This is a genomic window from Carboxylicivirga litoralis, from assembly GCF_025499605.1.
Taxonomy (GTDB): Bacteria; Bacteroidota; Bacteroidia; order Bacteroidales; family Marinilabiliaceae; genus Carboxylicivirga; species Carboxylicivirga litoralis.
Genome location: NZ_JAFMVC010000015.1, coordinates 41,107 through 66,966, shown reverse-complemented (window position 1 = coordinate 66,966; position 25,860 = coordinate 41,107). Strand labels below are relative to the sequence as shown.

Genomic DNA, 25,860 nt, shown 5'->3' with positions numbered 1-25,860 from the left:
GATAATTACCGGATCACAAAACTAATTAACACCATCTTTTGACGACGACTATGGAACGGTTAATTAAAGAACGAACAAAACAAATTCATACCATTGGCACCACCGCGCACGAGCTCGATTGTGAAAAAAAGAGCCTGGCCGGCAGCGTCAGTCAGCGTGCTTGTGTCTTCTGCGGCTCACGGGTTGTCCTCTACCCCATTGCCGATGCGCTTCACCTGATTCACGGCCCCATTGGCTGTGCGGCCTACACCTGGGACATCCGGGGCGCCCTGTCATCAGGCCCGCAGTTGCACCGTTTAAGTTTCTCCACCGATCTGCGGGAGAAAGATGTGGTATTTGGTGGCGAGCCCAAACTATACAAGGCCCTCACCGAACTGATTGAAGCCTATCAACCCAAAGCCGCCTTTGTGTATTCAACCTGCATTGTCGGGGTTATTGGCGATGACGTGGAAGCCATCTGCCGCCAGGTATCGAAAGAGCAAAACATACAGGTATTGCCCGTGATGGCCGAAGGATTTAAAGGCACCAAAAAAGATGGTTATAAAGCCGCCTGCGATGCCCTCTCTCTTTTGGTTGGCACCGACAACACGTATGAAGCACCTCCCTTTAGCATTAACATACTGGGCGACTTTAACCTGGCCGGAGAATTATGGATGCTAAAGGACTATTACAGCAAAATAGGTGTCAATATCATCACCTGCCTCACCGGCGATGGTCGTGTTGATGAAATCCGAAAAGCCCACAAAGCATCGCTCAACGTGGTACAATGCTCCGGCTCCATGATGCACCTGGCCCGCGAGATGAAAGATAAATATGGGATTCCATTTAAAAAGGTCTCCTATTTTGGCATTGAAGACATGGCCGACGCCCTGTACGAGGTAGCTTCTTTCTTTAAAAGCGATGAGCTGATGGATAAAGCCCGGCAGCTGGTGGGTGACGAATTAAGCGAATTACTTCCGGCACTGGCGCCTTTCAAACTGAAATTACAAGGCAAAAAAGCAGCTATTTATGTAGGCGGTGCCTTTAAAGCCATCAGCCTGGTCAAAGCATTGCGATTAATTGGCATGGAGACTGCCGTTGTTGGTTCGCAAACCGGCAATCGAGACGACTATATGCTGCTGAAGAAGCTGTGCGATGAAGGAACCGTTATCGTTGATGACTCCAACCCCAACGAACTATCGGAGTTTGTGAAAGAGAAAGGTGTCAATTTGTTTATCGGCGGCGTCAAAGAACGCCCCATAGCCTACAAATTGGGCATCGGTTTTTGCGACCACAACCACGAACGAAAAGAGGCTTTGGCCGGTTTTGAAGGCATGCTCAATTTTGCCCACGAAGTATGCGCCTCGGTCACCAGCCCGGTTTGGAAATTTTTTAAGTAGAACGGCTAAACAACGTTACCCATGGAACCTATCCCAATGATAAAAGATAAACGCTCCTTCGTTTCCACACGAAACGCCTGTAAGCTATGCTCGCCCCTGGGAGCCAGCGTGGCGCTCAAAGGCATTGAAGGATGCGTACCCGTCATACACGGCTCACAAGGCTGTGCCACCTATATCCGTCGCTATATGATTAGCCACTACAAGGAACCGGTGGACATTGCCTCATCCAACTTTAGCGAAGAAACAACCATTTTTGGCGGCGTTCAAAATCTTAAAATCGCTCTTAAAAATGTCATTAACCAATATCGGCCTCAAGCCATTGGCATTGCCACAACATGTCTGAGCGAAACCATTGGTGAAGATGTGAACCTCTTGCTTCATCAGATAAAAAGTGAGCTGCATGAAGCCAGCTGGCCGGCACTTTTCTCCGTGTCGACACCCAGTTACCAGGGGACACACATGGATGGCTTTCATGCCACTGTTTTTGAAGTGCTAAAGCATTTCACCCTAAAAATGGACAAACTGGATAAAATCAATTTGTTTCCCGGGTTTGTGTCACCTGCCGACATCCGTCATTTAAAAGAAATCTGTAGCGACTTTGGCCTTGATGCCACGGTTTTACCCGATTATTCAACGGCGCTCGACAACCCGGTTTGGAACCATTACCACCGTATTCCGCAAGGAGGAACGCCTTTAAACGAAGTTAAAACCTGCGGAGGGGCCTATGCCTCGCTTGAGCTGGGTGCTTTTTGCGAAGTCCGCCAAGGTGGCAAAAGTGATGGCGAAACGGTAAGTCCGGCCATGTGGCTCGAAAAAGAACACGACGTACAACGCTTTGCTTCCATTCTGCCTATAGGCGTTAATAGCTGCGATGCCTTTTTCGATAAGCTGCAGAAACTAAGTGGCAAAGCTTTACCTGAGAAGTATGAAGACGAGCGTGGCCGCCTACTTGATGCCTATGCCGATGGCCATAAATATGTGTTTGGCAAAAAGGCTGTGGTATACGGCGAAGAAGATTTTGTCCTGGGACTCTGCTCGTTCCTCGATGAAATTGGTATCCAGGTTGTAGTGGCCGCCTCAGGCGCCAACACCGGAAAGCTTCAGCAAAAAATTAAAGAACATTGCCCGGTTCATGCCGACACCATTAAGGTGATGAGCGATGCCGATTTTGAAGTCATCAATGAAATCAGTCACGACCTTAAACCCGACATCATTATTGGCAATAGCAAAGGCTATTACATTGCCCGCAACCTGGATATTCCCATGGTTCGCGTGGGTTTTCCCATTCACGACAGACTTGGCGGACAACGCATCTTACACCTGGGCTATCGGGGTACACAAAACCTGTTTGATACCATCGCGAATGCACTGATTGATTACAAACAAAGTCATTCGCCCATTGGGTATAAATACATGTAACCTGAAAAATCCAGGACCGGATGCGAAAGACTAAAAACTAACTACTGACAAACAACTATCTACGATATGAAGGACATCACTCAACATCCCTGCTTTAGCAAAGAATCTCATCATAAATATGCCCGGGTTCATTTACCTGTAGCTCCGCAATGCAATATTAAATGCAACTACTGCAACCGCAAATTTGATTGTGTGAATGAAAGCCGCCCTGGTGTGACCAGCTCGGTTTTATCGCCTGAACAGGCCCTTGCTTACTTAAAAGATTTAGTGCAGATAATGCCTGAATTGAAGGTGGTGGGCATTGCCGGTCCAGGTGATCCTTTTGCCAATCCCAAACAAACCATGGCAACCTTGCGCGGAGTGCGCGAACACTTTCCGGATATGTTGCTATGCGTATCAACCAACGGCCTTAACCTGAAACCATATATTGCCGAACTCAAAGAACTGGAGGTTACACACATAACGGTGACCCTCAATAGTCTTCGTGCCGAAACCCTGGAGAAGGTATATGGTTGGGTGCGATTCGAAAAACGAGGCTATTTTGGTAAGCCCGCCGGCGAACTGTTATTGGAGCGCCAGCTGGAAGCCATTGATTTGCTAAAGAAAGCGGGCATAACTGTTAAAGTGAATACCATTGTTATTCCTGGTATTAACGACAATGAAGTGGGCGAAGTAGCCGAAGCCATGGCTGCTAAAGGCGTCGATTTATTAAATACAATCCCTTTCTTTCCGGTTAAAAATACACCTTTTGAATTAATACTTGAGCCGTCGTCAGAGTTCATGAAAGAGTTGCGTCGCGAGGTTGAACAGCACCTGCCTCCCATGTCGCATTGTGCTCGTTGCAGGGCCGATGCAGCTGGTTTGCTGGGCAAAGATTCGGCCGAAGCGGCACAACTTCTTTCTAAGGCGGCGAAAATGACAGCCACCGATGGCAAAGAGCGACCCTATGTCGCCGTGGCCTCCATGGAAGGCATCCTGGTGAATCAACATCTGGGTGAAGCGGACCGCATGCACATTTTCAGGCAAACGCCCAACGGTTATAAACTGGTGAATGTGCGCGCCACACCCGAGAAAGGAACTGGCGATGAACGATGGATTAACCTGGCGGAAACCTTATCGGATTGTCAGGCGTTGCTGGTTGGCGGCATTGGCCCCAAACCATCGGCCATACTATCACGCCATGGATTAAAAATAGTGGAAATGAGTGGTCTTATCGACCAGGGCCTCGACCATGTGTATGAAGGTAAGGAACTGCGCACCCTCTGCAAGTCCGATATGTTTCAATGCGGCTCGGGCTGCAGCGGCAAAGCCACTGGTTGTGGCTGATAAAATAAAAAGTGAAAATTGAGAAGGGAGAGTTGATACAGTAAATGTGCAGTGTACCAGCAATATTCATATTGCAAATTGCTATTGGCTAATTCGCTATCAGAAAAAATTAGAACATCATTCTTCGGATCCCGGACTTCGGGCTTCGGATTTAAAAATAAAAAAGCATGAAGAAACCAGACTATCACATCCTAGTATGTAATTCATTCAGAGTGGCTGGCGATGCCCAGGGCTATTGTAATAAAAGTGGAGCCGTTGATATGGTTCAGTACCTGATGGAAGAGTGCGACGACCGTGGGCTCGACGTCACGGTGTCGACTACAGGCTGCCTCAATGTGTGTTCACAAGGGCCCATCATGGTTATTCATCCCAACAACCTTTGGTATGGAGGGGTAACAGAAGAACGGATTGACGAAATACTCGATGCACTGGAAGAAGGCAGTGCCGTTGAAGACTATTTGATAACAGATTAAAGATGTTGCGTTGTGAACAGGGGACTTCGTGGACCTGTTTGGGTCTTATCCCGAAGTCCCCTTTCCCTTTAAATGGATGAAATATGATACACTTAATCGATACCACCTTACGCGATGGCGAACAAGCAGCCGGGGTTGTTTTTTCGTTACAGGAAAAAATGCGCATAGCGGCCATGCTGGATGAGGCCGGCGTAAAAGAATTGGAAATTGGCACTCCGGCCATCTCGCCAGAAGAGCAAGCCGACATCAAAGCGCTTATCGCACAAGGCTTTCGTTTCAGCGCCACCTGTTGGGCACGCGCCACTGCAAATGATTTAGAAGCTACGCTATCAACCGGTGCCCGTCGTATTAATATATCTTTTCCGGTTTCGGCCATCCAGTTGGCATCTATGGGTAAAAACCGACTTTGGGTGATGCAGTTGTTAAAAGACATGGTGACGAAAGCCAAAGAGCAATTCGAATTTGTGGCTGTGGGTGCCCAGGATGCTTCACGTGCCAATGCCGACTGGCTCGATGATTTTATATTGACGGCCAAAGAATTGGGAGCCGACCGCATTCGTCTGGCTGATACGGTGGGCATCATGAATCCAATGTGGGTACAACAGTTTATGCAACGCTATTCGCAGCTATGCGATACTGTACCGATTGAATTTCATGGCCACAATGACTTAGGTATGGCAACAGCCAATACCATTACGGCTTTAATGAGTGGAGCACAGTCTGCATCGGTCACCATCAACGGACTGGGTGAAAGGGCAGGCAATGCGGCGTTGGAAGAAGTGGCGGCTGCCTTGCATTATTCTCTGAATAATAACCCGGGAATCATCTTGCCTAAATGCGTTGAACTCAGCCGATACCTCGAACAGGTTTCGGGGCGAACAAACGCGGGTTCTAAACCGATTACCGGACGACAAGCCTACAGCCATGAGTCTGGCATTCATTGCAAAAGTCTTATTACCAATCCTCTCAGCTACCAGGCTTTTCATCCGCATGAGCTTGGTTTACAAAGTGAAATGGTCATTGGTAAGCACTCGGGAGCCGCAGGATTAAAAGACAAACTCAAGCATTTAGGCATACAACTATCCGATGGACAAACATCAACACTGTTAAGCTCCATTAAGAACAGGGCCACACAAAAAAAAGCATCGTTAAACAATGCCGAAATACTGGAGCTTTACCAGAATTTATTTTCTCACACAAGCAATTAATACCAATGCAAGAAGGAAAAGAACTCATACAAAAAGGACTCGATTACTGTAAGCACGTTGAAGGCTATAAAACCTCCAAATTATTGTCTCAGGCTATACTAATCAATATGGCCGGCATGGGTGGAGAATGCTTGTTAGGCGGATTAACCCGGCTATACGAGCATGAGGCAACGCATGGCAATATTTCATCACACCTGGGGGTGTTGCAATACATTATGCCCGTTCCGGTTGAAGTGGCCAAAGCCGCACGGTATATCGAAAAAACGACTGCCATGTGCAGCCTGGGACTTACAGATAATACCCCTGTAGAAATGGACACACTGGTTGCTCACCTAATTGAAATTAAACAATGGGTGTTGGAAATGTGTTCGTGCAATGCCTCATTCTAAATGTAAGTCAAATCATCATGAGACAGCTTGTACGGCAATAAATTGTGTCCAAATTATTTTAGCGCCCACCTTTGCCTAAAAGACCACGGGCTCTGACCAGTGAAATGCATCTGCAGGCGCATAAGCACCTACAGTGCATCAAAACGTTTATACAGTTAGCTGCATGAAGGATTTGCACATTTTAGATAAAAGTTTCCAGTTCCTTTAACTCAGCATCTGTCAGGCCAACAGGTTCAAATCCTGCATTCCACGATGTTAGCAACAGCTTGGCTCCCTTGTTGGCCACATCCAAATAGTCAAAGGCTATTTCGGCATCTTCTCCGGTTGCAAGAGCGCCATGTTTTTCCCAAAGCACCACGTCTCTGTTTTTCAGCCCCTCGATGGTCACATCAGCCAATGCTTCAGTACCCGATAATGCATAAGGAGTACAATCAACACCTTTAGGGACAAACACGCGTATTTCAGGACACATTTTCCATAAAGCATGATTGAATTTGTCCTCATCCTGAAACAAGGCATGATGACTCATAACAATTAATTCGATTGGATGCGTGTGTACAATTGTTGTGTGAGTTGGTTTGTTTTCGGCGTTGAATAAATGAATCTTTACATGAGAAATTAACTCTGATGTTGGTCGGAAATTCTCTTTAGTGCCACCCCAAACTATTGAATAGGCATTTGCCTTTTCGTTAATTGAAATGATACAAGCAACTTCATTAATTCTATTTCTTAAATGTCTTAAATGACACCCTGTACCTGTTACAAATACAACTAAACCGGCTGCTTCTTTAGGAAAATCAAACGCTATTTCTCGTTCTGGATTTGATAATGTTTCCCCTTTGAAATGTCGTGTTAAGTTAATTGAAATATTTCCGGCATTCCTCTCGGCCCATTCTCTCTCCCACAAGTATCCGGCTATCTCCGACACTTTTTCAATCTCTTTGTCAACCTCAATCGGTAAATTATTCATAATTAGATATTTCTTAATGTTATTATTTGAATTTAAGACATCTGTTTTAAAGTTCTGTAGCCATAGATGGCAATCACCACAAAGCAAATAAACGGCAACACAAACGATGCATTCTCAGCCGGCAGAAAACCAACCGTTTCTAGGTCGATAATGGCTCCCTGTAACGGCGGCATTAAAGCACCACCCACAATGGCCATCACCAAACCGGCTGCTCCCAGCGTAGCATCCTGGCCAACATCTTCGAGGGCAATACCATAAATAGTTGGGAACATTAACGACATAAATGCCGAGGTTGCAACCAGGCAGTACAATCCGGCCATTCCTTCGATAAAAATAGTGCCGGTTGTGGTCATCATTCCACCAATGGCAAATAACATCAGCAACTTACGCGAATTCACATATTTCATTAGGAAAGTACTGATAAAACGACTGCTCAGAAAAATACTCATCGCAATGATGTTATACCTTTGAGCTGTAGATTTGTCAATGCCTAAATGGCCGGCATACTGTATGATAAAAGTCCAGCACATAATTTGAGCTGCCACATAAAACACCTGAGCCAAAATGCCTTCTCTATAGACTTTGTTGTGGCGAAGTCGGCGAAACGACTGCAATGGATGAATATTATTGGAGTGCCCCGTTGCCGGCATTTTTGTAATTACAAAAACAACAAACATAACAATCACGACCAATCCTAATATTACATAGGGATTTCGAATCACCATCAAGTCATGGGCGCGCTGCATCGCTTTGGTAGCCGCATCCAAAGTCGAAAACGGCACTCCGTTCTTATCGGACTGTAGCGCATTTAAAACTATCTCTGAAGCCACAAACATACCCAGCAGCGAGCCCATCGGATTAAACGACTGCGCCAGATTCAGACGACGCGTAGCTGTTTGAGGAGCTCCCAGTGATAAAATAAACGGATTAGCCGTTGTTTCGAGGAAAGCCAAACCAAAAGTGAGGATATACAGCGAGATCAGAAAAAAACTAAAAGCTTCGTATTGAGCAGCCGGCCAAAACAGCAGAGCTCCAACCGCATATAATCCTAAGCCCAGCAAAATTCCTTTCTTGTAACTGAACTTCTGCACAAATAAGGCAGCCGGTATTGCCATAGTAGCATATCCTCCGTAAAAAGCAAACTGCACCAGCGCAGCCTTGGCATTACTAATCTCCATAATGGTTTTGAAAGCCGCCACCATCGGGTTTGTGATATCATTGGCAAAACCCCAAAGGGCGAATAAAGTAGTTGTTATTATAAATGGTAGCAGATATTTCTTCTCTACCACTTTGGATGTAGATTGATTCATAAAAATTTTATTTTCTGATTTCAGACCATAGGCGTCACCCCTTTTTTCAGTATAATGTTTCCATATTTAGCTGTTTCACCAGTCATTACAACAGCAAAAGCATTTCGGGCTCTGTCATAGAAATCAAAGCGTTCAATTCGCTCAATGGGCGAAACATCAGGATTCGTTTTATGAATGGCATTCAAATACGTCTCTTCCACTGCCGAATCTAAGCGATCGCCCTCAACTGCGGCCATCATTACCAAAGGAGCTGGCACATACGTATCTAACTCAAACAATGGCAAAACAGCTTCTAACAAATCAGCTACTCTCAGGCCATCTGCCCTTATTACCCTGTTATTATAACTTTCAGCAGGGAAGTGAGCATCGGCGAAAACAATTTCATCTCCATGTCCCATTCGTGCCATTATTTCAAGCAGCTGAGGACTTATAAGTGGTGATATACCTTTTAACATCTCTGATTATTTTAATGATACTAAAATTATGGATTATTACATCCTTTTGAATGCAAGATACTTTTTATAAAGTGATTCATAAATAATTGCATTGCCCGATGGGTAAATCACATTTTCATTATAGTTGATATGCTTACGAGCAGCTTCAACTGATTTAAAAATACCAGCACCTGCAAACACAAACATGGAAGCTCCTAAAACCGTTGTTTCCTTTTGTTCGATAAGCTGAATAGGCGTTTTACAAATGTCGGCACGTAATTGGTTCCACAATTTATTTTTAGATCCACCGCCAACACAGATTATCCGCTCTGCTTTAAAATTACCGGCCGCTTCCAGGGCATCAAGTGCCTCGCGCAAGCGAAAGGCCAGGCTTTCCAAAAAACCACGGTATATCTGGCTTCGTTTGGTAGTAATCGTTAAACCGGTAATTGTACCACTATTCACGCTGGTTCCATCATCGTAAAAAGCCGGATCCACCATAATACCATTCGCACCAGGCAGTTCCTGCTCAGCCTCACCAATCATTGTCTCATACAGTTCATCACCTTTTAAACCAGGGTAGAAATTCTTAGAAAACCACTCTAAAACGCCTGAACCTAACCAGTTTTGCCCAATATTGAATACACCTTTAATTGCATCCAGTTCTGTAGTTAAATTCTTTTCCAGTTCTTTTTCAGATGTGCTATACGCCTTACTCCGCGTCATCAATATCTCCCAAGTCCCTGAACTTAAAACAGGTTGATTAAGCTGAGCTCCTGAACCAAAAATAGCGAACTGCGTATCATGACCAGCAATAAAAACAGGTGTACCTTCAGGCAATCCTGTTACCTCTGATGCCGCTTTACTGATGACACCAGCCTGTTCGCCAGGTTCGGCCAATTTTCCAAACAAATCACGATCAATATCTAGTGCTTTGAGTATTCCAGCAGAAAAATCATGTTGCTCTAAATCTCCCATCATAGCTGTGCCCATCATCGTGGTATCATTAACTGCCACGCCCGATAATTTATTAATCAACAAGGAAGGTATAAAAAGAAAACGACAAGCTTTATTGACTACCTCAGGTCTGTTTTCTTTAAACCAAATCATTTTATTGATTGTATTAAAGGCATATGGATAGACACCTGACTTCTTGTAAAGCTCCTTTAAAGGGATGTATTTATTAACCTTATCCATTATTGGCGCTGTGCGCTGACACTGCCAGGAAATGATTGGATACATTAAATTAGCATCTTTATCAACAAAAGCACCATCAACGCCAAATGTAGTTACCGTGGCTCCGGCAATACGCGAACCCTCAATTTGAGTACTAACTACATTGGCAGCCTTGCATAACTTATCCCAAAGCTTATCGAGGTTCCAGATTCTTCCACCAGGGTAGTTCGGATCTTCATCGGTTTCATTGCCCACTGCATGCGAGGCATGAATGTGACCTGTTTTATCCATGGCAATAACCCTGACGTTAGTAGCCCCACAGTCAAAAACAATTGCTATATCTTTTTGCATCATTTTGGTTAATTAGACAGATTATGGGCAGGAAGGTGGGATTCACCGCCTTTCGCTGCCCGTGTCAATCTCTCGATATCTATTTAATTCCGTACAATGAACCGTAATTGGCACATGCTCTATAATCAGAACCTTCTTTGTCTTCACCAAAGGCTGCCCATGCACTTGGGCGGAATACATCATGACAACTCACATTGTGCATGCAAACAGGAATTCGCAACATCGAGGCTAAGGTGATTAAATCAGCTCCAATGTGACCATAACTGATAGCTCCATGGTTGGCTCCCCAATTGGCCATCACCGAATACACATCTTTAAAAGCTCCTTCACCGTTTGTTCGCGGCACAAACCAGGTAGTTGGCCAGGTCGGGTCCGTTCGTTCATTTAATACGGTATGAATTTCTTCGGGTAAATCAACCGTCCAGCCTTCAGCAATCTGCAGTACAGGACCGATGCCTTTCACCAGGTTAACACGACTCATCGTCACTGGCATCTGCCCTTCTGTTTTAAAGCAAGATGAGAAACCGCCTCCTCTGAAATACTCTCTGTTGGCAGGCGGCCACACCGTGTTATCCAAACATTTTTGCGCTTCTTCAGATGAAATCTCCCAAAACGGTTTCATGGCAGGTTCACACTTGTCGTTACGCTGCTGAGCTGTTGCATCTAATGTGGTTGAACCTGAGTTAATCAAATGAATTATACCATTCTCTGCAAGTCCAGTCAATTCTTTTCCAGTGACACGCTTCACGGCGTCAGGACTCCAGTAAGTACGTACATCAGAGAAAATCTGCGAGGTATTTGACAGCAAATGACCAAATAACATTGGTACCGCATTTAAGCTGTCATTTTCAGTGGCCAGCACAAAAGGCTGACGAATGCCGTTCCAATCAAAAGAAGAATTCAAAATGGCTTCGGTATAATCAGCATTTGGCTGATAGTCGGTCCATTGGCGCTGCCCCTGAAAGCCTCCCGCTATGGCATTCCTTCCCAGCCCTTCTTCACGATAACCTTTCTCAATCACTTTTTCATTACCAATCATCATATCCCGGCAAATCAAAGTCATTTTTACAACGGTCTTCCACTCCTCATCCTTGCGTGCCTGGTCAACCTGTTTTTCAGGTTTGTTACAGTCCGTACCTTCCTTGCATTTTTCCTTTGTCCAGACCAGAGCTTTCTCATACTCATCTTTATCAAATATTTCTTCATCGATGCGTCGTAAAACCTCAGTTGAATCAACAAATTCCGTACGAATACCTAAATAGTCCTGAAAAAAGTCTGAGTCTACCATTGAACCGGCAATGCCCATTGAACTATAACCGATGGATAAATAAGATTTTCCGTTCATTTGAGCAACGGCCAAACCAGCCTTAACAAAGCGAATAATTTTTTCCTGCACATCAGCAGGGATAGATGTATCACCCACATCCTGCACATCGCGTCCGTAAATTCCAAAAGTTGGCAATCCTTTTTGTGTATATCCGGCTAAGGCTGCTGCTAAATAAACAGCTCCCGGACGCTCTGTTCCATTAAATCCCCAAACGGCTTTAGGCAATAACGGATCTGTATCCATCACCTCGGTTCCATAGCACCAACAAGGCGTAACGGTTAATGATACCCCAACACCTTCTTTTTTAAATTTATTAGCACACATGGCAGCTTCAGCAACACCGCCAATACATGTGTCGGCAATCACACACTCTACATGTTCTCCACTTGGGAAACGCAAGTTAGCTTCAATAAATTTAGCTGCTGCTTTTGCCAGATCCATCACCTGGTCTTCGAGCGACTCTCTTACGCCATTTTCGCGACCATCAATCACGGGCCTGATTCCAACCTTTGGTAAATCACCTATTAACCTGTTAGCCATCTTAATATCTTTAGTATTGTGTTTTAATTAAAATCTCATTAACACAAAAATGAAAAGAAATGTAAATGATATAAATGACTGTTTTTGTTAATTTTGTATCTATTTTAAACAATTGCCATGTACGCAAATTCTCCAAGACCCATAAAAGGTGATCCTTCAGATATCATGCAGGTATTTCCGAAATATGAAATTCAGATTCATTGTTGTCGGTATTGGTGGTTGCAGAACTGGGAGTTTACCGACCTTTCATTTCCGTTCTGGAGAGTGTATCACAATAGTTTTGAGGGAGCTGCTATCATATTCAACAATAAAGAGATACCAATCACTCCTGACAAGCTGATTCTCATTGCCCCTAACACTTCGTATTCTACTTATTTATATAATAACCCGATTCCTCAATCCGGTTACTCATTAAAAGGAGGGCGCGTCAGTCAAATGCTACCATATAACGAACAATACTTACTTCACTTATTTATCCATTTTAACCTAGGCATGCCATATGACAATGCAATTCCACGGGTTTATTCTTTGCCCATCAATAAGGAACTGAATGTAATGCTGACAGGTATTAAAAAGCACTTGAATTACGAACACTCAAAATTCAGCTTTTACTCTACATTAGCTATCAATACAATTATCAATCACTTACTATCTTCGCTTCCCGAATCGAGTTGGCAGAATACAAGCGCTGATCATCGCATTATTAATGTCATTAAACACATCGAAAATCATCTGAGCAATGACTTAAGCAATCCACACCTGGCTAACATTGCAAATATGGCGACCAATGCCTTTTCCCGGTTGTTTTCTCAGGAATCAGGTCTATCACCTCAAAAATATGTCAAAAAGAAACGCATTGACAAAGCATGCATCCTTCTGCACCATTCTTCATTATCAATTGAAGATATTGCTTCAGTATGTGGTTTTGCTGACCGCTATCACTTTAGCCGTATCTTTAGCCGGGTAACTGGCCAATCGCCTGCAAAGTATAAGAAGATTTTTAGGATTAAATAATGCCACAATTCAAAAACATATAAAAACAGGCAGCTTATTTGGCTGCCTGTAATACTTTACTTCACTTTCTTCACCGGGAACTTACTCATTAAAGCTCCTATATTGCGAGGAATTATTTTCTCTCGTTTTTCAGGGTTCTCAGTGACCGTTGACTTAACAACGCCCTGCCAAATCTGTTCTTTAGAGCTGGCATCAAACACATCCAGCACTAAAGTACCCTCCAGGTAATCGTTTTCAGAATAAGTTGTTTCGGCATAGCCATAGCCCCATCCCCCTCGATAACGACGGTATCCCATGTATCCGGTTGAATAATAGTCGGTGTAGGCTGTAGTACTTGTTTTTTGATCAACCACAACAAATAAACTTATTTCCATATCGCCTCCCGTCTCAACAAATTTTAAACCGCGTGCCTTAAACTCATTGGCAAACGCGTCTTTAACACGCTTCTTATCAAACTCAGTTAATAGCTCATCGCTATTCTTCTCCCACCCCAAAAAACTATAGGTTTTGTACTGGATAAAATCTACTGTTTTATCCATATCGCTCACAACCTTAACCGATGAACAAGATGATAAAAGCACTATTAAGCTCACAAATAAACAGAAAAGGGCTACTCTAAAATACTTCATACTGAAAGAATTTATTGGTTATCGTTAAAAGTAATTACTTTAAAAATAAGACATTAATTATTAATTGTGATACTTAATCTAACAAAATATTCTTGTCAATGTCTTTCGGTTAACAAATTATGCTATTATTCATAGTTCCCTCAATAATTGATCAATTGCAATTGTTCAAACTATGATTTAAATGATTAAAGGTATTTAATTCAAAACCTTGAATTAATTTTCCTCCTACAGGTTTCCAAATCTACAAAGAGTCATCATGGGTATATCTGCTATGTCAACAAGATATTTTTTCATAAAAAAGGCTGCCTACAGGCAGCCTTCATTGTGAATTAATCACACAATAATACACAAACACATTACAGGTTAAATCAAAAATCATATAAATAACAGCAGGAGCAACTTAACCAATCGTTAAATGAAACAAGCTGCCCCAGTGTTACCTTTCGAACTACTATTTATTACCTTCTTACTTCAACTTATACACAATAGCAATTGCTTTTTCTACCGTTTCAGTCAATGATGCATAATTACCCGATGCGATAACTTCTTTGCTAATCAGTTGTGAGCCCATCCCCACACAATGAACGCCGGCCTTAAACCAACGACTCAGGTTTTCTTCGGTTGGCTCTACACCGCCTGTTGGCATAATACACGACCATGGACAAGGTCCTTTTACGGCTTTTACAAATTCGGGCCCGCCAACCTGTTGCCCAGGGAAGATCTTCACTACTTCGGCTCCCAACTCTTCGGCTTTTGATATTTCGCTTAACGAACCACAACCAGGCGACCAGCTGACTTTTCGTCGGTTACACACTTTAGCCATCTCTTCGTTTAAGATTGGTGACACAATAAAATCGGCACCCAACTGCATGTACAATGCCGTGGTAGCTGCATCGATAATGGAACCAACGCCCATGGCCATTTCAGGCAACTCCTGCCGTACATACTTTGTTAACTCACCAAACACCTCGTGGGCAAAATCACCGCGATTGGTGAATTCAAACACACGGGCACCTCCTTCGTAACAAGCTTTTAGCACTTGCTTACAAATTTCCACATCGGCATGATAGAAAACCGGTACAATACCTGTTTCTTTCATTCTGAGGGAAACGTCTATTCTTGAAAATTTTGACATAACTCAGTTGTTAGATAGTAGTCAGTGGTCAGTAGAGTTTTACTGACTAATAACTACTGACTAGATACTTTTTATCTGCTCACACGCCCTGAAGCGTCGCCACTCATTAATTTCTCAACTTCAGCCACGGTCACACGGTTATAATCGCCGTAAATGGTATGCTTTAAGCAAGAGGCTGCGACCGCAAAATTCAGAGCTGACTGCAAATCATCTTTGTAGGTTAACAGGCCATAAATTAAGCCGCCCATAAACGAGTCACCACCACCAACACGATCAACAATGTGGGTAATTTCGTAGCTAGGCGATTTGTAAAGTGTTTCGCCATCGTAAAGTACACCTGCCCAGCTATTATGGTTGGCACTGTGCGAACCACGAAGGGTTGTAATCACTTTCTTCACTCGAGGAAATTTAGCCATGATTTTCTGGGACACTGACAAATAGGCTTCTGCGTCCACATGTCCGCCTGTTACATCAACACCCTCCGGATGAATATCCAGAGCCATGGCCGCATCTTCTTCGTTACCTAGTACAACATCACAACCAGCCACCAAATCAGGCATTACTTCACCGGCTGTTTTACCGTATTTCCACAAGTTTTTACGGTAGTTGATATCGGTTGATACCGTAATACCACGCTCATTGGCTGCTTTGATGGCTTCGAGGCATACATCGGCTGCCGACTGTGAGATAGCTGGTGTAATACCCGTCCAGTGAAACCAGGTGGCTCCGTCGAATACTTTATCCCAATCCACCATTCCGCTTTCAATCTCGGAGATAGCCGAATGAGCCCGATCATACACCACTTTACTGGCACGGCTCACAGCTCCTGTTTCTAAGAAATAAATACCCATGCGGTCGCCTCCATATACAATATCCCTGGTATCAACACCTAAACCGCGCAATTGCTGAACGCACGATTGAGCAATATCATTCTCAGGTAAACGTGTGACAAAACTCACAGGAATACCATAATTCGCCAGTGATACGGCTACGTTTCCTTCTCCTCCACCAAAAGTGGCTGTAAATTCATCGGTTTGATTAAACCGTTTATATCCTGGTGTTGCTAAACGCAACATGATTTCTCCAAATGTTACTACTTTCATAATACAATTTGTTGTTTATAAAATAAACACAGAGACACTAAAGCGCTGAGCTTATTTTAATTAAAGGAACTTTGCGACTTCATGATTATTGGCAATAACCCTAAGCACAATTCTTTCTTTATCACTATTGTTCAACAGATTTCTGCGCTCATTTGCGTCATCTGTGGGAGGTTCTAAAACACCCACAACTTAATAGCCATCAGAACAATAGCTGCTAACACAATACGTTTGATCCATTTATCACCTTTATTGACCGAGAAATGGCTGCCTAACCAACCGCCAGTAGCGCTTCCAATGGCCAGTATCGAGCCGGCTTTCCAATCAATCATGCCTTCGTAGATAAATACCCCCAAAGCTGCTACGGTGTAGATTAATGCCACTGTCACTTTAATACTATTGGTTTTAACCAGTGAAAACCCATTGATTTTAACCAGTGCCAGCATCATAATAAAGCCAATTCCGGCATGCAAGAATCCGCCATAGATACCAATCAGGAAGAAAGCGACATAGGCCAATAGTTTTCGATTCCTACTTAAATTCTCTCCTTGCAAACTGTTGTATGACGGATTAAAAGCCATTAAAACAGCCACTACCATCATTACAACAGACAAGATGCGGTTAAACAGTTTGGCTGGAATATCAACGGCTATATTGGCTCCAATAACAGCACCCATGAGTGCGATACAACCCAAAACAACACCAAACTTCCCGGGCGATACGTTTTTTGCTTTAAAATTGCTGACTGCCACAATGTTTTGCGCCAGCAGCGCAATTCGATTGCTTCCGTTAGCAATGGCCGGAGGAAGACCTAAGAAAATCATCAAAGGCAATGTGATTAGTGAGCCTCCTCCGGCCACTACATTAATGAATCCGGCGCCAACACCCGCCAGCACCAGAATCACATAGTTTACTAAATCCAAAATAAAAAAACCTGTTACAACTCTTTAGCTGTAACTATCTATATGTAATTAAATGCCTAATGCTTGTCCGCCACCAATCTGAATGGTTTCGGCCGTGATAAACGACGCATCTGTGCTAGCTAAGAATGAAACTACAGATGCTACCTCTTCGGGCTGCCCCAGTCGTCCCAACAAAATATTGTTCTTCCACGAAGCAAAAACTTCCGGTTTTGTCTCTTTAATCTGCGCATGGAAAGGTGTGTCAATCGTACCCGGCGAAACTGCATTCACACGAATCTGGTACTCGGCCAAATCTTTGGCCAAAGCACGGGTAATAGCATGTACGCCTGCTTTTGAGGTGCCATAGATACCAGCTCCCGGGCCACCTGCATTCCAACCTGCATTAGATGTATAGTTGATGATAGATGCATTTTCTCCCTTTTTAAGGAACGGAATAGCCGCACGCGATGCATAGAATACCGAATCTAAATTCAGCGCCATTACAAAGCGGTAAAATTCTGTGGTCATTTCTTCGAAGCGCTGACGACCACCTAAACCACCGGCGTTATTGACCAACACATCAATACGACCGTATTTTTCACCGATGGCTGTAATGTTTTTAATCACCGCTTCTTCGTTGGTTACATCAAAGCCATAGTACTCAGCTCTAACACCTTCAGCAGATAGTTCTTTCACTCTTTCTGCTCCAGCCTCATCTTCAACACCATTTAGCACAACGGTATAACCATCTTTACCTAGTCGTTTAGCCACTTCAAAACCAATTCCGCCTGTTGCACCTGTTACTATTGCTACCTTATTATTTGAACTCATTGTTTTTCGTTTTTATAGTTTTATCTTTCGTTTTTTTATATGCTATGATAGTGGGTGCTCAACGGGCCTTCGAGCGCCTCTATCATTTTTTATTTTTCTTCTACAGACTTAATTTCTTTTGCGAAATAATAGATGGCGCCAACACCAAGTGGCACAAACACCGCTATCATCACAAATATTGGGGTGTATGAAATCTCTGAGATAATCGGTACCAGAAAGTTCATGACGATAACAGAGAACACACCAACTGTACCGCCCAATCCGGCTAATGAACCCACTGATTTTCCACTGAACAAATCACTTGGAATTGTCTGCACATTACTGATGGCAAACTGGAATCCAAACAACACCAAGGCTACAATTCCAACAAACTTCTCCGGTGTATCTGCAAATAAAATGGTCACCACTAAACCTAAGAACATTAAGGCCGCGCCAATTACAATGGTGGTTTTGCGGGAACGGTTAACCGAGTGGCCTTTCGACATTAAACGACCGGAATACCATCCCCCGGCGATACTACCAACTGCTGCGCCCACATATGGAACCCAAGCAAAGAATCCGATTTGTTTTACATCGAACCCATAAACATCAGCAAGATAAAGAGGCATCCAACCGACAAATAGCCACCAGATGGGTTCTAGAAAGAAGCGTCCGATTAATACGGACCATGATTCCTTATAGCGTAAAATCTGAGCAATACTTTTACCTTTTGCAGATGTATCCTGATCGGCCTTATGCTGTCCTGATTTAATGTAATCACGCTCTAAATCAGTTAGCCAAGGGTGTTTATCAACACCTGCACGATTAATGATTAACCAAGGAATTAACCAGATTAAACCAAATGAACCAACAAACATAAAGGTCACTTTCCAGCCAAATGCTGCCCATAGAATGGCAATCAAGGGCGGCGCCACAACAGAACCTACAGATGCGCCAGCATTAAAAATACCCTGTGCAATAGCACGTTCTTTAATTGGGAACCATTCGGCATTACTCTTAGCCGCTCCAGGCCAGTTACCAGCTTCACCTAAACCAAGTGTTACACGTAAAAAGCTGAATGACAAAATCCCTCGCGCCATAGAATGAAAGAATGAAGACAAGCCCCAAACCATAATCACCACAACATATCCCATTCGGGTTCCAATCTTATCGAATAATTTACCCGAAACTGACTGTCCAATAGCATAGGCTACCATAAATACATTCAGAATCAAGGCATAATCATTCTTTGTCATACCTAAATCCTCAGCGATACTTGGCCACATAATTGCCAAGGCGCTTCTATCAATATAGTTGATGATGGTGGCTAACCCAATTAATCCGATAATCCACCATCTTAGTCCTTTTAACTTCATAATATTAATTTTAGAAGTGAGATTTGAGTGGTAAGAAATGAGAACTCAATGCTCACCTCTCCCTTCTCATCTCTATTTTTTATTTCTTGTCTCCAAAATATGAAACGCCGTCACCACTGAGGAAATCCTCACGAACCGGGCTAAACACATCTATAAGAATACCAGGCTCTAAACAAAGGGCGCCGTGCACCAGGTTTGGTTCGATGTAAACCCCATCGCCGGCTTCAACTATCTGCTTCTCACCGTCGATGGTAAACTCAAACTTACCTGAAGCCACGTAAGTAGCCTGTGTGTGAAAATGGTCGTGAGGCGTGCCTTCTGCCCCTTTTTCAAACTTCACCTGTACCATCATAATCTGGTTGTCCCAGCCTAAGAATTTACGTGATACACCACCACCTAAATCTTCCCATTCCATCTTTTGAGTCAGGATAAACTTTTCACTAAATCGTTTCATAATCCTTTGTTTTAATATTTTACGGTTGTTTTATTTAAATAACTGGTACACACCAGTCCAACTGTACTCCTGTCCATTGGTCATTAACTGATGCGATGCTGATTGGTCTATCTTGTTATTGCAGATGGCAAAAACCACCTTACTCTCATTGGCAAATACCAGCTGAACAAGTGTATATTCGCTGTTATTGAGTAAGGTCTTGATTTCCGTTACGTGCCCTTTTAATCCACTGACTAGCTCTGTAACCGGATGCTTATTCCCGTGCGCTTCAATGGCAGAAGCAAATAAGGTGCTGGCTGTTTTATCTCTTTCAAAAATGACGGCTGGTTCATTGCGCAGGCTAAATTCCGGATCGCCTGCACCAATGCGGGTCAATAGCAGTTTATCATCAGCCTGTGCTTCGGTGGTCAAAGTATAAAAACAATCCTCATTTAACCATACAAAACGGTTGGTTCCTTGCTGCATGACTCCTTCAGCAGTTTGCCAGAGATGCTGGTAACCATCGTTTTTTCCCATAGCTTGCAAAGCTGTTGTTTCGGCCTTGTAGGCCACATTGGTATGCATCATCTGCCCCATGTAATAATAAGGTAAATGATACTTGTGCTGCGCTTCAGATTCAACACGATATAAGTCCAGGATAATTGCATCTTCCGATACCTCTGGAAGGCTCAGTAAAGCAATAGTGCGATGCATGTTCACACCTTCGTAAGCCTTATTTTCTTTGGCACTCATCACCTTCACATCCTCTTTTGAAGCATCAAACACCCAAGGTGTAGAATGATGTGATGAAGCAGTCTTCACGTTTCCTTCCGACTGTGAGTCTTTATCGACTACTAAAGTGTTATGAGCAATGGTCTGACGCGCCCAGGTTTTATTCTCCGGCAAATAACGTCCTCCATGCTTATACTCCACATTAACATAGCGGGCTGCACCGTAATCTTGCAAAATCTCTTTGCCCTGGTCGTAAAAAGAAATGGTTAAGCGGTCGAAATGCCCGTGCCCCATCCCTTGCGAGGCGTATTTCATGGTCACCGTCTGGCAGTTTTTGCCAGAATTGGAACGCAAAACGCCAAAGGCTCCCTGCTTGCCTTCCGGTCCATCTCTAAACTCTTTCGACTCCCATTTAAAAGGCCTGGCTTCTCCATTGGCAATGGCGCGAGCTACTTTTAAACCTGCCTCGCAGATAATCACTTCACCTTGCTGCTGGGCGATGCTTAATAGTTCCTTTTGCGATTCATCCAAGCCATAGACAAAATCAACCGCATGCACCAATGATGTTGACATATACGACATGCTTTTCAGCGCATCATTAATGGGGAAAAATTGCCCGTTGGTATTAGTCAGCTGCAAAGTTGTTAAAGCCGCCTTCTGTAATATATTATCACGGTACTCGAAAATATTCAACTCCGGACGGTTTTTATCAATGGCCTGTGCAAACAACAAATAGGGCAACATGGCATAACGCTGATAATAGGGCCCTTCGGTATAGTAGCCATCGGGCGAGAACAATTGCGTTAGCTGTACCAGAAAACCCGCACCAACCTCTTCTTTTGGTCCTGTGTCAACGCCATTGAAAGCGCGATTGACCAATTCTTCATTATCAATGGCAAAACCGGTCATGCCTACAGCTGCTGCTGCCCATACGCCGTGATTATGCACGCGGTTAAACACCTTTGGATTCTCAACCGATAAAAAATCAGCATATGGCACTAATAGTTCATTTTCAATCAATTCCTTTTGCTCCGCCGTTAATATACCAGCGATACAATCGTAAGCCTGACTCACATAAACCAGCCAAACGGCTTCATTCAATTGCTGCCAGAACAAACGTCCAGGAGCATACGATGCTTTGACCGGATGTTCCTCTAATGTTGGATACAATTCAGTATATGCCAATAACATATCACGCACATAATTGGCAAAACGAGCTTCGCCAGTCACTTGCCATAGCACACCTGCTCCGTACATATTAATGTAGTTCTGCTTATGACGTTCATGTGTATATCCGCCAGCCGGGTCTTTAGGTATTGGCACATCAATACCATTTATCATTTCCAGCTCAACCTTCTGCTGCAACTTCTCTATCGAATGCTTCAATAAAGGCAGATGTGCCTGCTCGGCACGAATGGCTTTTACCGCTTCACCCGTTAAAATGACATTAGGATAATGGGAATTATCCGGCTCGCTGTCACAAGCAACGAACCCAATAACAACCATTACAATCCAGATATTTTTGATAATCCTGTTCATAATTTTTTTGTACCAAAAAATAAGCTACTAGCTTCGTGTTATAGTTGTTTTAAACTCTTCTTCTTTCCATCAATCGTCACATTATCAACCTCGAACTCTTTATTATTGAAGATGACACCAGACTTATCAAAATCACAATTCGTAAGTTTTGTGATAGGCTCACCATTTGTTAAATGGAGATTCAACGGTTTAGAATTAACGAACCTGGTATTGTTGATGTAGCACACCTGAACTCCATGTACCATCATCGAGCCGCATTCCTTATTGCGTTTGCCATTGCCTACATTGCTCAGTTGGCACTCATTCACTTTCAAGGTTGGGCCAAATGTACTTTCGTCTGTCCCGCCACGATACAAGTCCAGTACCGTACCTTCAATATTTTTAAAAACAGAGTTCTCTAAAATCACATACTCGGCATTGAAAATACCACGGTCATCAGTCTCTTCATCTAATCGAAGCACATGACCTGTCAGGTTGTCAAACACACAGTTTTTAATCAGTACTGTGTCAGCCATTGTACTTTTATAAGAGCGTAGAAAGTCGAAGAATTTATTCACATCCAGGTCTTTCACATCACAATCCTCCACCATCAGCTTGTAGTTACAGTTCATGGAGTAATGGCTGGTGCTCACAATGCAGTTCCCTGTTAAGTCGGGCGACATCTCACCATTGATTTCCACTCCCTTCAATTGCAGCGAACCGCCGTTCTGAATCGTAAACATCTCCTGCTTACTTGATAAGAGTCTTGGTTTAGCAATTCCTTCAGCAGCTATAATTGAAATAGGATGAGTAATCTCAAATTTCTTTTCCATGGCGTAATCACCAGCCTCTGAAAGTACCAATACATCACCACTAGCCGATTGCATGTATGCTTCCTGAAGTGTATTGAGTCCGGGCTTCACCAAAATTTGCTTGCCTGTTCCGAAATCTCTGTTTCTTAATGTTTTTGAATACCAGTTAACACCCGTATTCTGTGCATTGGCAGCAGCCGCTTTTATGGAACTTCCAGCACCATATACTGCTCCTGTTATCTCATAAATACCGTTTTCGTTTTTAGCAGCTGTTAGTTTTGTCTTAGTAACATCTAGATTAGCGGTGTTTATATTTTCGGCAACAAAATTATTTTTGAATTCAATGCCACTGATATCATCATAGATGGTGAAGATATTATCGCGCCCCTGGTGAAGGAAGACGTTGTTTTCTACCAATGAGTTAATTGGTGTGGCCGATCGCTCTTCGTCGCTACCGGCGCATAGTTGAATATGGTCGCAATTCACAAAGGTATTGTTGGTAAACACGCCACCATCCACCTGGTGATAACGGTTAATAGCCGAGTTAGGCACACCGTTCATAATCACCAAAGCACCACGAAAACGGTAACCGGTGAGGTCGGCAAAATAGTTGTTGATGGCTTTGTTGCGCTTATTGATGATGCGAATGCCACCGGTGTGTTCTTTCCCGTTGCCGAAGAATACATTCCCCTCGGCCACGTTATCATTTCCATGTCGATAGGTGAGCGTTCCCCGACATTCCATAAAGGTATTGTTCAGAAAATGATTGCCACACGATTTGTTAGAGATGATTTCGTGCTCGCCATCGCAATATTCGAAATAGTTGTTTTCTACTGTTGTGCCACAGGTTGAAAGAGAGTAGTGAGAAGTACCTAAACGCAAGGTTTCACCGCCATTGGCACCCAAATTCTGGCGATAACCAAAGTAGTTATGATCGATGCGGTGGTTATTTTCGCGACATAATTCGTCCACCATACGAACCGTCATGGTAACGCCAATGTTACGCTTATCTACCAGGTAACAATGGTCAACACGGTTGTTTTTACCATAAATAGCAATCCAGGTGTTGGATTCAAAGCGCTCAGGGCCATTGTAGTTGTCGACCACACATTCGGTAACGCGACAATTATTGGCATAAACACCCTTTTTCTTTTTAAACGAGATAACTTCTGATGTGGGTGAGTAGCCATTTTTAAATACCAGCCCTTCCACAATCAAATGTTCGCCGCTGATAGTGATGCGCGATTGTCCCTCCAAGGTCACAGCTCCTTTTTTCTCGACTGTCAACTTAATTGGCTGTTCGGCCGTGCCGTTGGCATCAAATTTCAACTCGGCATCTTGCCAAACACCCGCCGCCAACACAATCACATCACCTGGTTGTGCCTGCTTAACCGCAGTATGAAACTCATCCACGCTTGAAACCTTACTCCCCTCGCTATTGCCGCATCCTACAAAAATGACAAGGCTTAAAATCGTTATAAAAAGTGCTTTAAATAATTGCATTGTATCGCGTTGTTTATTAAAGATTATTTGAAAAGAGGCCTGCAAAATATTGCAACTAAAACCTTATGAATTACAGGCCTCTTACTCCTCCAAGAAAATCTGAAAAGCAATAATTACTGGCAATCGACACATCTATTTTAAGCCGACTGCCAGTCAGTCAAATATTATTAGTATCCGGGATTTTGGCTTAAATCCGGATTTAAGTTTCTCTCGCGCTGAGGAATAGGCAACAATAACTTTGTTGCGTTGAAGTTAAAGTCAGCTTCTTCTGTTTGAGCAAAAGCTGCCATTACCTCTTCGGCCACACCAAAACGAATTAGGTCGTACAAGCGGTGGTTCTCAAAAGCCAACTCTACCCGTCGCTCGTCCAGTAACATTTGCTTGGTAACCTCGGTGATGCCTGACACATCAAAACCTGCTCGTGCACGCACTTCTTTGAAAGCAGCCAATGCACCAGCATCATTGGTTGATGAATTGGTTCCCATCACTGCTTCCACGTACATCAACAGCACATCGGCATAGCGCAATACAATCCAGTCGTTACCGGCAAACTCAGAGTTAGCCGCTGTCAAGGGACGGAATTTACCACACTCATAACGGCCTGATGAACCAGCGCCAATTTCAAAATGAAACAAAGTATTAAAACGACCATCAGCCGGATCCACAGCCGCCATTAAATCATCGGTCGGATAATTTAAGCCACTGGCTTTGCCCAGGTAAGTCATTTCATAGGAGAAATCCTGCGCATCTTCCACGTCATCGTCGATATACTGGATGGCAAAAATGATTTCGTCGTTTAACTCATCATAAAATACATCGTTATAATTTTCGATGATGTCGTAATCGCCACTGGTCATAACGGCTTCCAACTGAATCTTGGCAGCTGAATGGTCACCAATCGTTAAGTACACTTTTCCTAATAATGTCTGAGCTGCTCCTTTGGTGGCACGCCCTTCAGCAATGTCGCTGCGTGTGGGTAATATATCAATGGCATCGCTTAAATCCTGAATAATAAAGTTATACACCTCACTCTTGGCCACACGCACATTCGCGGCGTTATCTTCAGGACTCACTACTTTATCAATCAAAGGCACATCGCCAAAGGCACGAACCAGATTGAAATGTGCCAATGCCCGCCCGAATTTGGCTTCCGCTTCAAATTGAGCTTTGGTGGCTTCCTCTGTAACGGCTTCCAGGTTGGCAATTACCACATTGGCTCTGAAAATATTGTTGTAATTCACCAACCAGTAATTTGAAACTGTGCTGTTCGAAACATCCACATTCATATCCTGAAACTGTGCCCATTCACCTTCGCTGTTTTTCGACTTGGTATTGTCGGAACGCATTTCTGTTAAGGCAAACTCACGTGGCAGAATGTCGGTTTTAAAAATATCATTGGACAAATCATAGCTCTGCATGCCGTCGTACATGGCCATCAGGCCTGCTTCCACTTCGGCAGTATTTTTATAAAAACCATTACTAGCTATCTGACTAATAGGCTCTGTGTTCAGGTAATCGTCGCACGACACTAAACCTAATGCCACTAAAACGATTAAACTATATAATTTCATCTTTTTCATTTTACTAAGCATTA

The 25,860-nt window shown here is 43.4% G+C and carries 22 protein-coding genes; 7 read left to right on the top strand and 15 right to left on the bottom strand.

The genetic code is table 11. From position 1 onward, the window contains the following. Positions 1 to 50 precede the first annotated feature (50 nt). The 6 genes from nifE to J1N10_RS14140 all read left to right on the top strand — a co-directional run bounded on the left by nifE (position 51) and on the right by J1N10_RS14140 (position 6,194). On the top strand, positions 51 to 1,379 hold the full coding sequence (gene nifE, locus J1N10_RS14165; protein ID WP_262327378.1) for a nitrogenase iron-molybdenum cofactor biosynthesis protein NifE: 1,329 nt from the start codon (positions 51 to 53) through the stop codon (positions 1,377 to 1,379). Between the two features lie 21 nt (positions 1,380 to 1,400). Then, complete coding sequence (locus tag J1N10_RS14160; RefSeq protein WP_262327377.1) at positions 1,401 to 2,798, top strand: nitrogenase component 1; 1,398 nt, start codon at positions 1,401 to 1,403, stop codon at positions 2,796 to 2,798. 66 nt (positions 2,799 to 2,864) lie between these two features. After that, positions 2,865 to 4,124, top strand: coding sequence for a radical SAM protein (locus tag J1N10_RS14155; RefSeq protein ID WP_262327376.1), 1,260 nt, complete (start codon positions 2,865 to 2,867; stop codon positions 4,122 to 4,124). Positions 4,125 to 4,291: 167 nt separating this feature from the next. Next, positions 4,292 to 4,597 carry a (2Fe-2S) ferredoxin domain-containing protein gene (locus J1N10_RS14150; protein WP_262327375.1) on the top strand — a complete coding sequence of 102 codons (306 nt, stop codon included), beginning with the start codon at positions 4,292 to 4,294 and terminating at the stop codon, positions 4,595 to 4,597. An 83-nt stretch (positions 4,598 to 4,680) separates the two neighbouring features. After that, positions 4,681 to 5,805 (top strand): homocitrate synthase/isopropylmalate synthase family protein, encoded by a 1,125-nt coding sequence (locus tag J1N10_RS14145; RefSeq protein WP_262327374.1) that lies wholly within the window; start codon positions 4,681 to 4,683, stop codon positions 5,803 to 5,805. Positions 5,806 to 5,810: 5 nt separating this feature from the next. Then, entirely contained in the window at positions 5,811 to 6,194 is a 384-nt protein-coding gene (locus J1N10_RS14140) for a hypothetical protein (protein WP_262327373.1), read from the top strand. A 181-nt stretch (positions 6,195 to 6,375) separates the two neighbouring features. On the opposite strand, the gene rhaD is transcribed toward J1N10_RS14140, so the two are convergent. The 5 genes from rhaD to J1N10_RS14115 form a co-directional block, all read right to left on the bottom strand. Beyond that, positions 6,376 to 7,164, bottom strand: coding sequence for a rhamnulose-1-phosphate aldolase (rhaD, locus tag J1N10_RS14135; protein ID WP_262327372.1), 789 nt, complete (start codon positions 7,162 to 7,164; stop codon positions 6,376 to 6,378). Positions 7,165 to 7,196: 32 nt separating this feature from the next. Continuing rightward, positions 7,197 to 8,474 carry an L-fucose:H+ symporter permease gene (fucP, locus tag J1N10_RS14130; protein WP_262327371.1) on the bottom strand — a complete coding sequence of 426 codons (1,278 nt, stop codon included), beginning with the start codon at positions 8,472 to 8,474 and terminating at the stop codon, positions 7,197 to 7,199. A gap of 20 nt (positions 8,475 to 8,494) precedes the next feature. Continuing rightward, positions 8,495 to 8,929 (bottom strand): L-fucose mutarotase, encoded by a 435-nt coding sequence (fucU, locus tag J1N10_RS14125; protein WP_262327370.1) that lies wholly within the window; start codon positions 8,927 to 8,929, stop codon positions 8,495 to 8,497. A 36-nt stretch (positions 8,930 to 8,965) separates the two neighbouring features. After that, a complete protein-coding gene (fucK, locus tag J1N10_RS14120) occupies positions 8,966 to 10,438 on the bottom strand; it encodes an L-fuculokinase (RefSeq protein ID WP_262327369.1) in 1,473 nt (490 codons plus the stop codon). A 76-nt stretch (positions 10,439 to 10,514) separates the two neighbouring features. After that, positions 10,515 to 12,302, bottom strand: a complete 1,788-nt coding sequence (locus J1N10_RS14115) for an L-fucose isomerase (protein ID WP_262327368.1) — start codon at positions 12,300 to 12,302, stop codon at positions 10,515 to 10,517. Positions 12,303 to 12,419: 117 nt separating this feature from the next. Here J1N10_RS14115 and J1N10_RS14110 point away from each other — a divergent pair, with 117 nt between their 5' ends. Further along, positions 12,420 to 13,316 (top strand): helix-turn-helix domain-containing protein, encoded by an 897-nt coding sequence (locus tag J1N10_RS14110; protein WP_262327367.1) that lies wholly within the window; start codon positions 12,420 to 12,422, stop codon positions 13,314 to 13,316. A gap of 56 nt (positions 13,317 to 13,372) precedes the next feature. On the opposite strand, the gene J1N10_RS14105 is transcribed toward J1N10_RS14110, so the two are convergent. The 10 genes from J1N10_RS14105 to J1N10_RS14060 all read right to left on the bottom strand — a co-directional run bounded on the left by J1N10_RS14105 (position 13,373) and on the right by J1N10_RS14060 (position 25,837). Continuing rightward, on the bottom strand, positions 13,373 to 13,945 hold the full coding sequence (locus J1N10_RS14105) for a DUF4136 domain-containing protein (RefSeq protein WP_262327366.1): 573 nt from the start codon (positions 13,943 to 13,945) through the stop codon (positions 13,373 to 13,375). Between the two features lie 466 nt (positions 13,946 to 14,411). Next, positions 14,412 to 15,080: a bifunctional 4-hydroxy-2-oxoglutarate aldolase/2-dehydro-3-deoxy-phosphogluconate aldolase gene (locus J1N10_RS14100; RefSeq protein ID WP_262327365.1), complete on the bottom strand. Its 669-nt coding sequence runs from the start codon at positions 15,078 to 15,080 to the stop codon at positions 14,412 to 14,414. 71 nt (positions 15,081 to 15,151) lie between these two features. Next, complete coding sequence (locus J1N10_RS14095) at positions 15,152 to 16,183, bottom strand: sugar kinase (protein WP_262327364.1); 1,032 nt, start codon at positions 16,181 to 16,183, stop codon at positions 15,152 to 15,154. Between the two features lie 173 nt (positions 16,184 to 16,356). Next, positions 16,357 to 17,103, bottom strand: a complete 747-nt coding sequence (locus J1N10_RS14090) for a sulfite exporter TauE/SafE family protein (protein ID WP_262327363.1) — start codon at positions 17,101 to 17,103, stop codon at positions 16,357 to 16,359. Between the two features lie 48 nt (positions 17,104 to 17,151). Continuing rightward, the gene (locus tag J1N10_RS14085; RefSeq protein ID WP_262327362.1) at positions 17,152 to 17,913 is read right to left on the bottom strand and encodes an SDR family NAD(P)-dependent oxidoreductase; all 762 of its coding nucleotides are present in this window, start codon (positions 17,911 to 17,913) and stop codon (positions 17,152 to 17,154) included. An 89-nt stretch (positions 17,914 to 18,002) separates the two neighbouring features. Further along, positions 18,003 to 19,268: an MFS transporter gene (locus J1N10_RS14080; RefSeq protein WP_262327361.1), complete on the bottom strand. Its 1,266-nt coding sequence runs from the start codon at positions 19,266 to 19,268 to the stop codon at positions 18,003 to 18,005. 79 nt (positions 19,269 to 19,347) lie between these two features. Then, the gene (locus tag J1N10_RS14075; RefSeq protein WP_262327360.1) at positions 19,348 to 19,722 is read right to left on the bottom strand and encodes a cupin domain-containing protein; all 375 of its coding nucleotides are present in this window, start codon (positions 19,720 to 19,722) and stop codon (positions 19,348 to 19,350) included. A 30-nt stretch (positions 19,723 to 19,752) separates the two neighbouring features. Then, positions 19,753 to 21,972 (bottom strand): heparinase II/III domain-containing protein, encoded by a 2,220-nt coding sequence (locus J1N10_RS14070; protein ID WP_262327359.1) that lies wholly within the window; start codon positions 21,970 to 21,972, stop codon positions 19,753 to 19,755. Positions 21,973 to 22,010: 38 nt separating this feature from the next. Beyond that, positions 22,011 to 24,266 (bottom strand): polysaccharide lyase 6 family protein, encoded by a 2,256-nt coding sequence (locus tag J1N10_RS14065; RefSeq protein ID WP_262327358.1) that lies wholly within the window; start codon positions 24,264 to 24,266, stop codon positions 22,011 to 22,013. A gap of 167 nt (positions 24,267 to 24,433) precedes the next feature. Further along, on the bottom strand, positions 24,434 to 25,837 hold the full coding sequence (locus J1N10_RS14060; RefSeq protein WP_262327357.1) for a RagB/SusD family nutrient uptake outer membrane protein: 1,404 nt from the start codon (positions 25,835 to 25,837) through the stop codon (positions 24,434 to 24,436). Positions 25,838 to 25,860 lie beyond the last annotated feature (23 nt).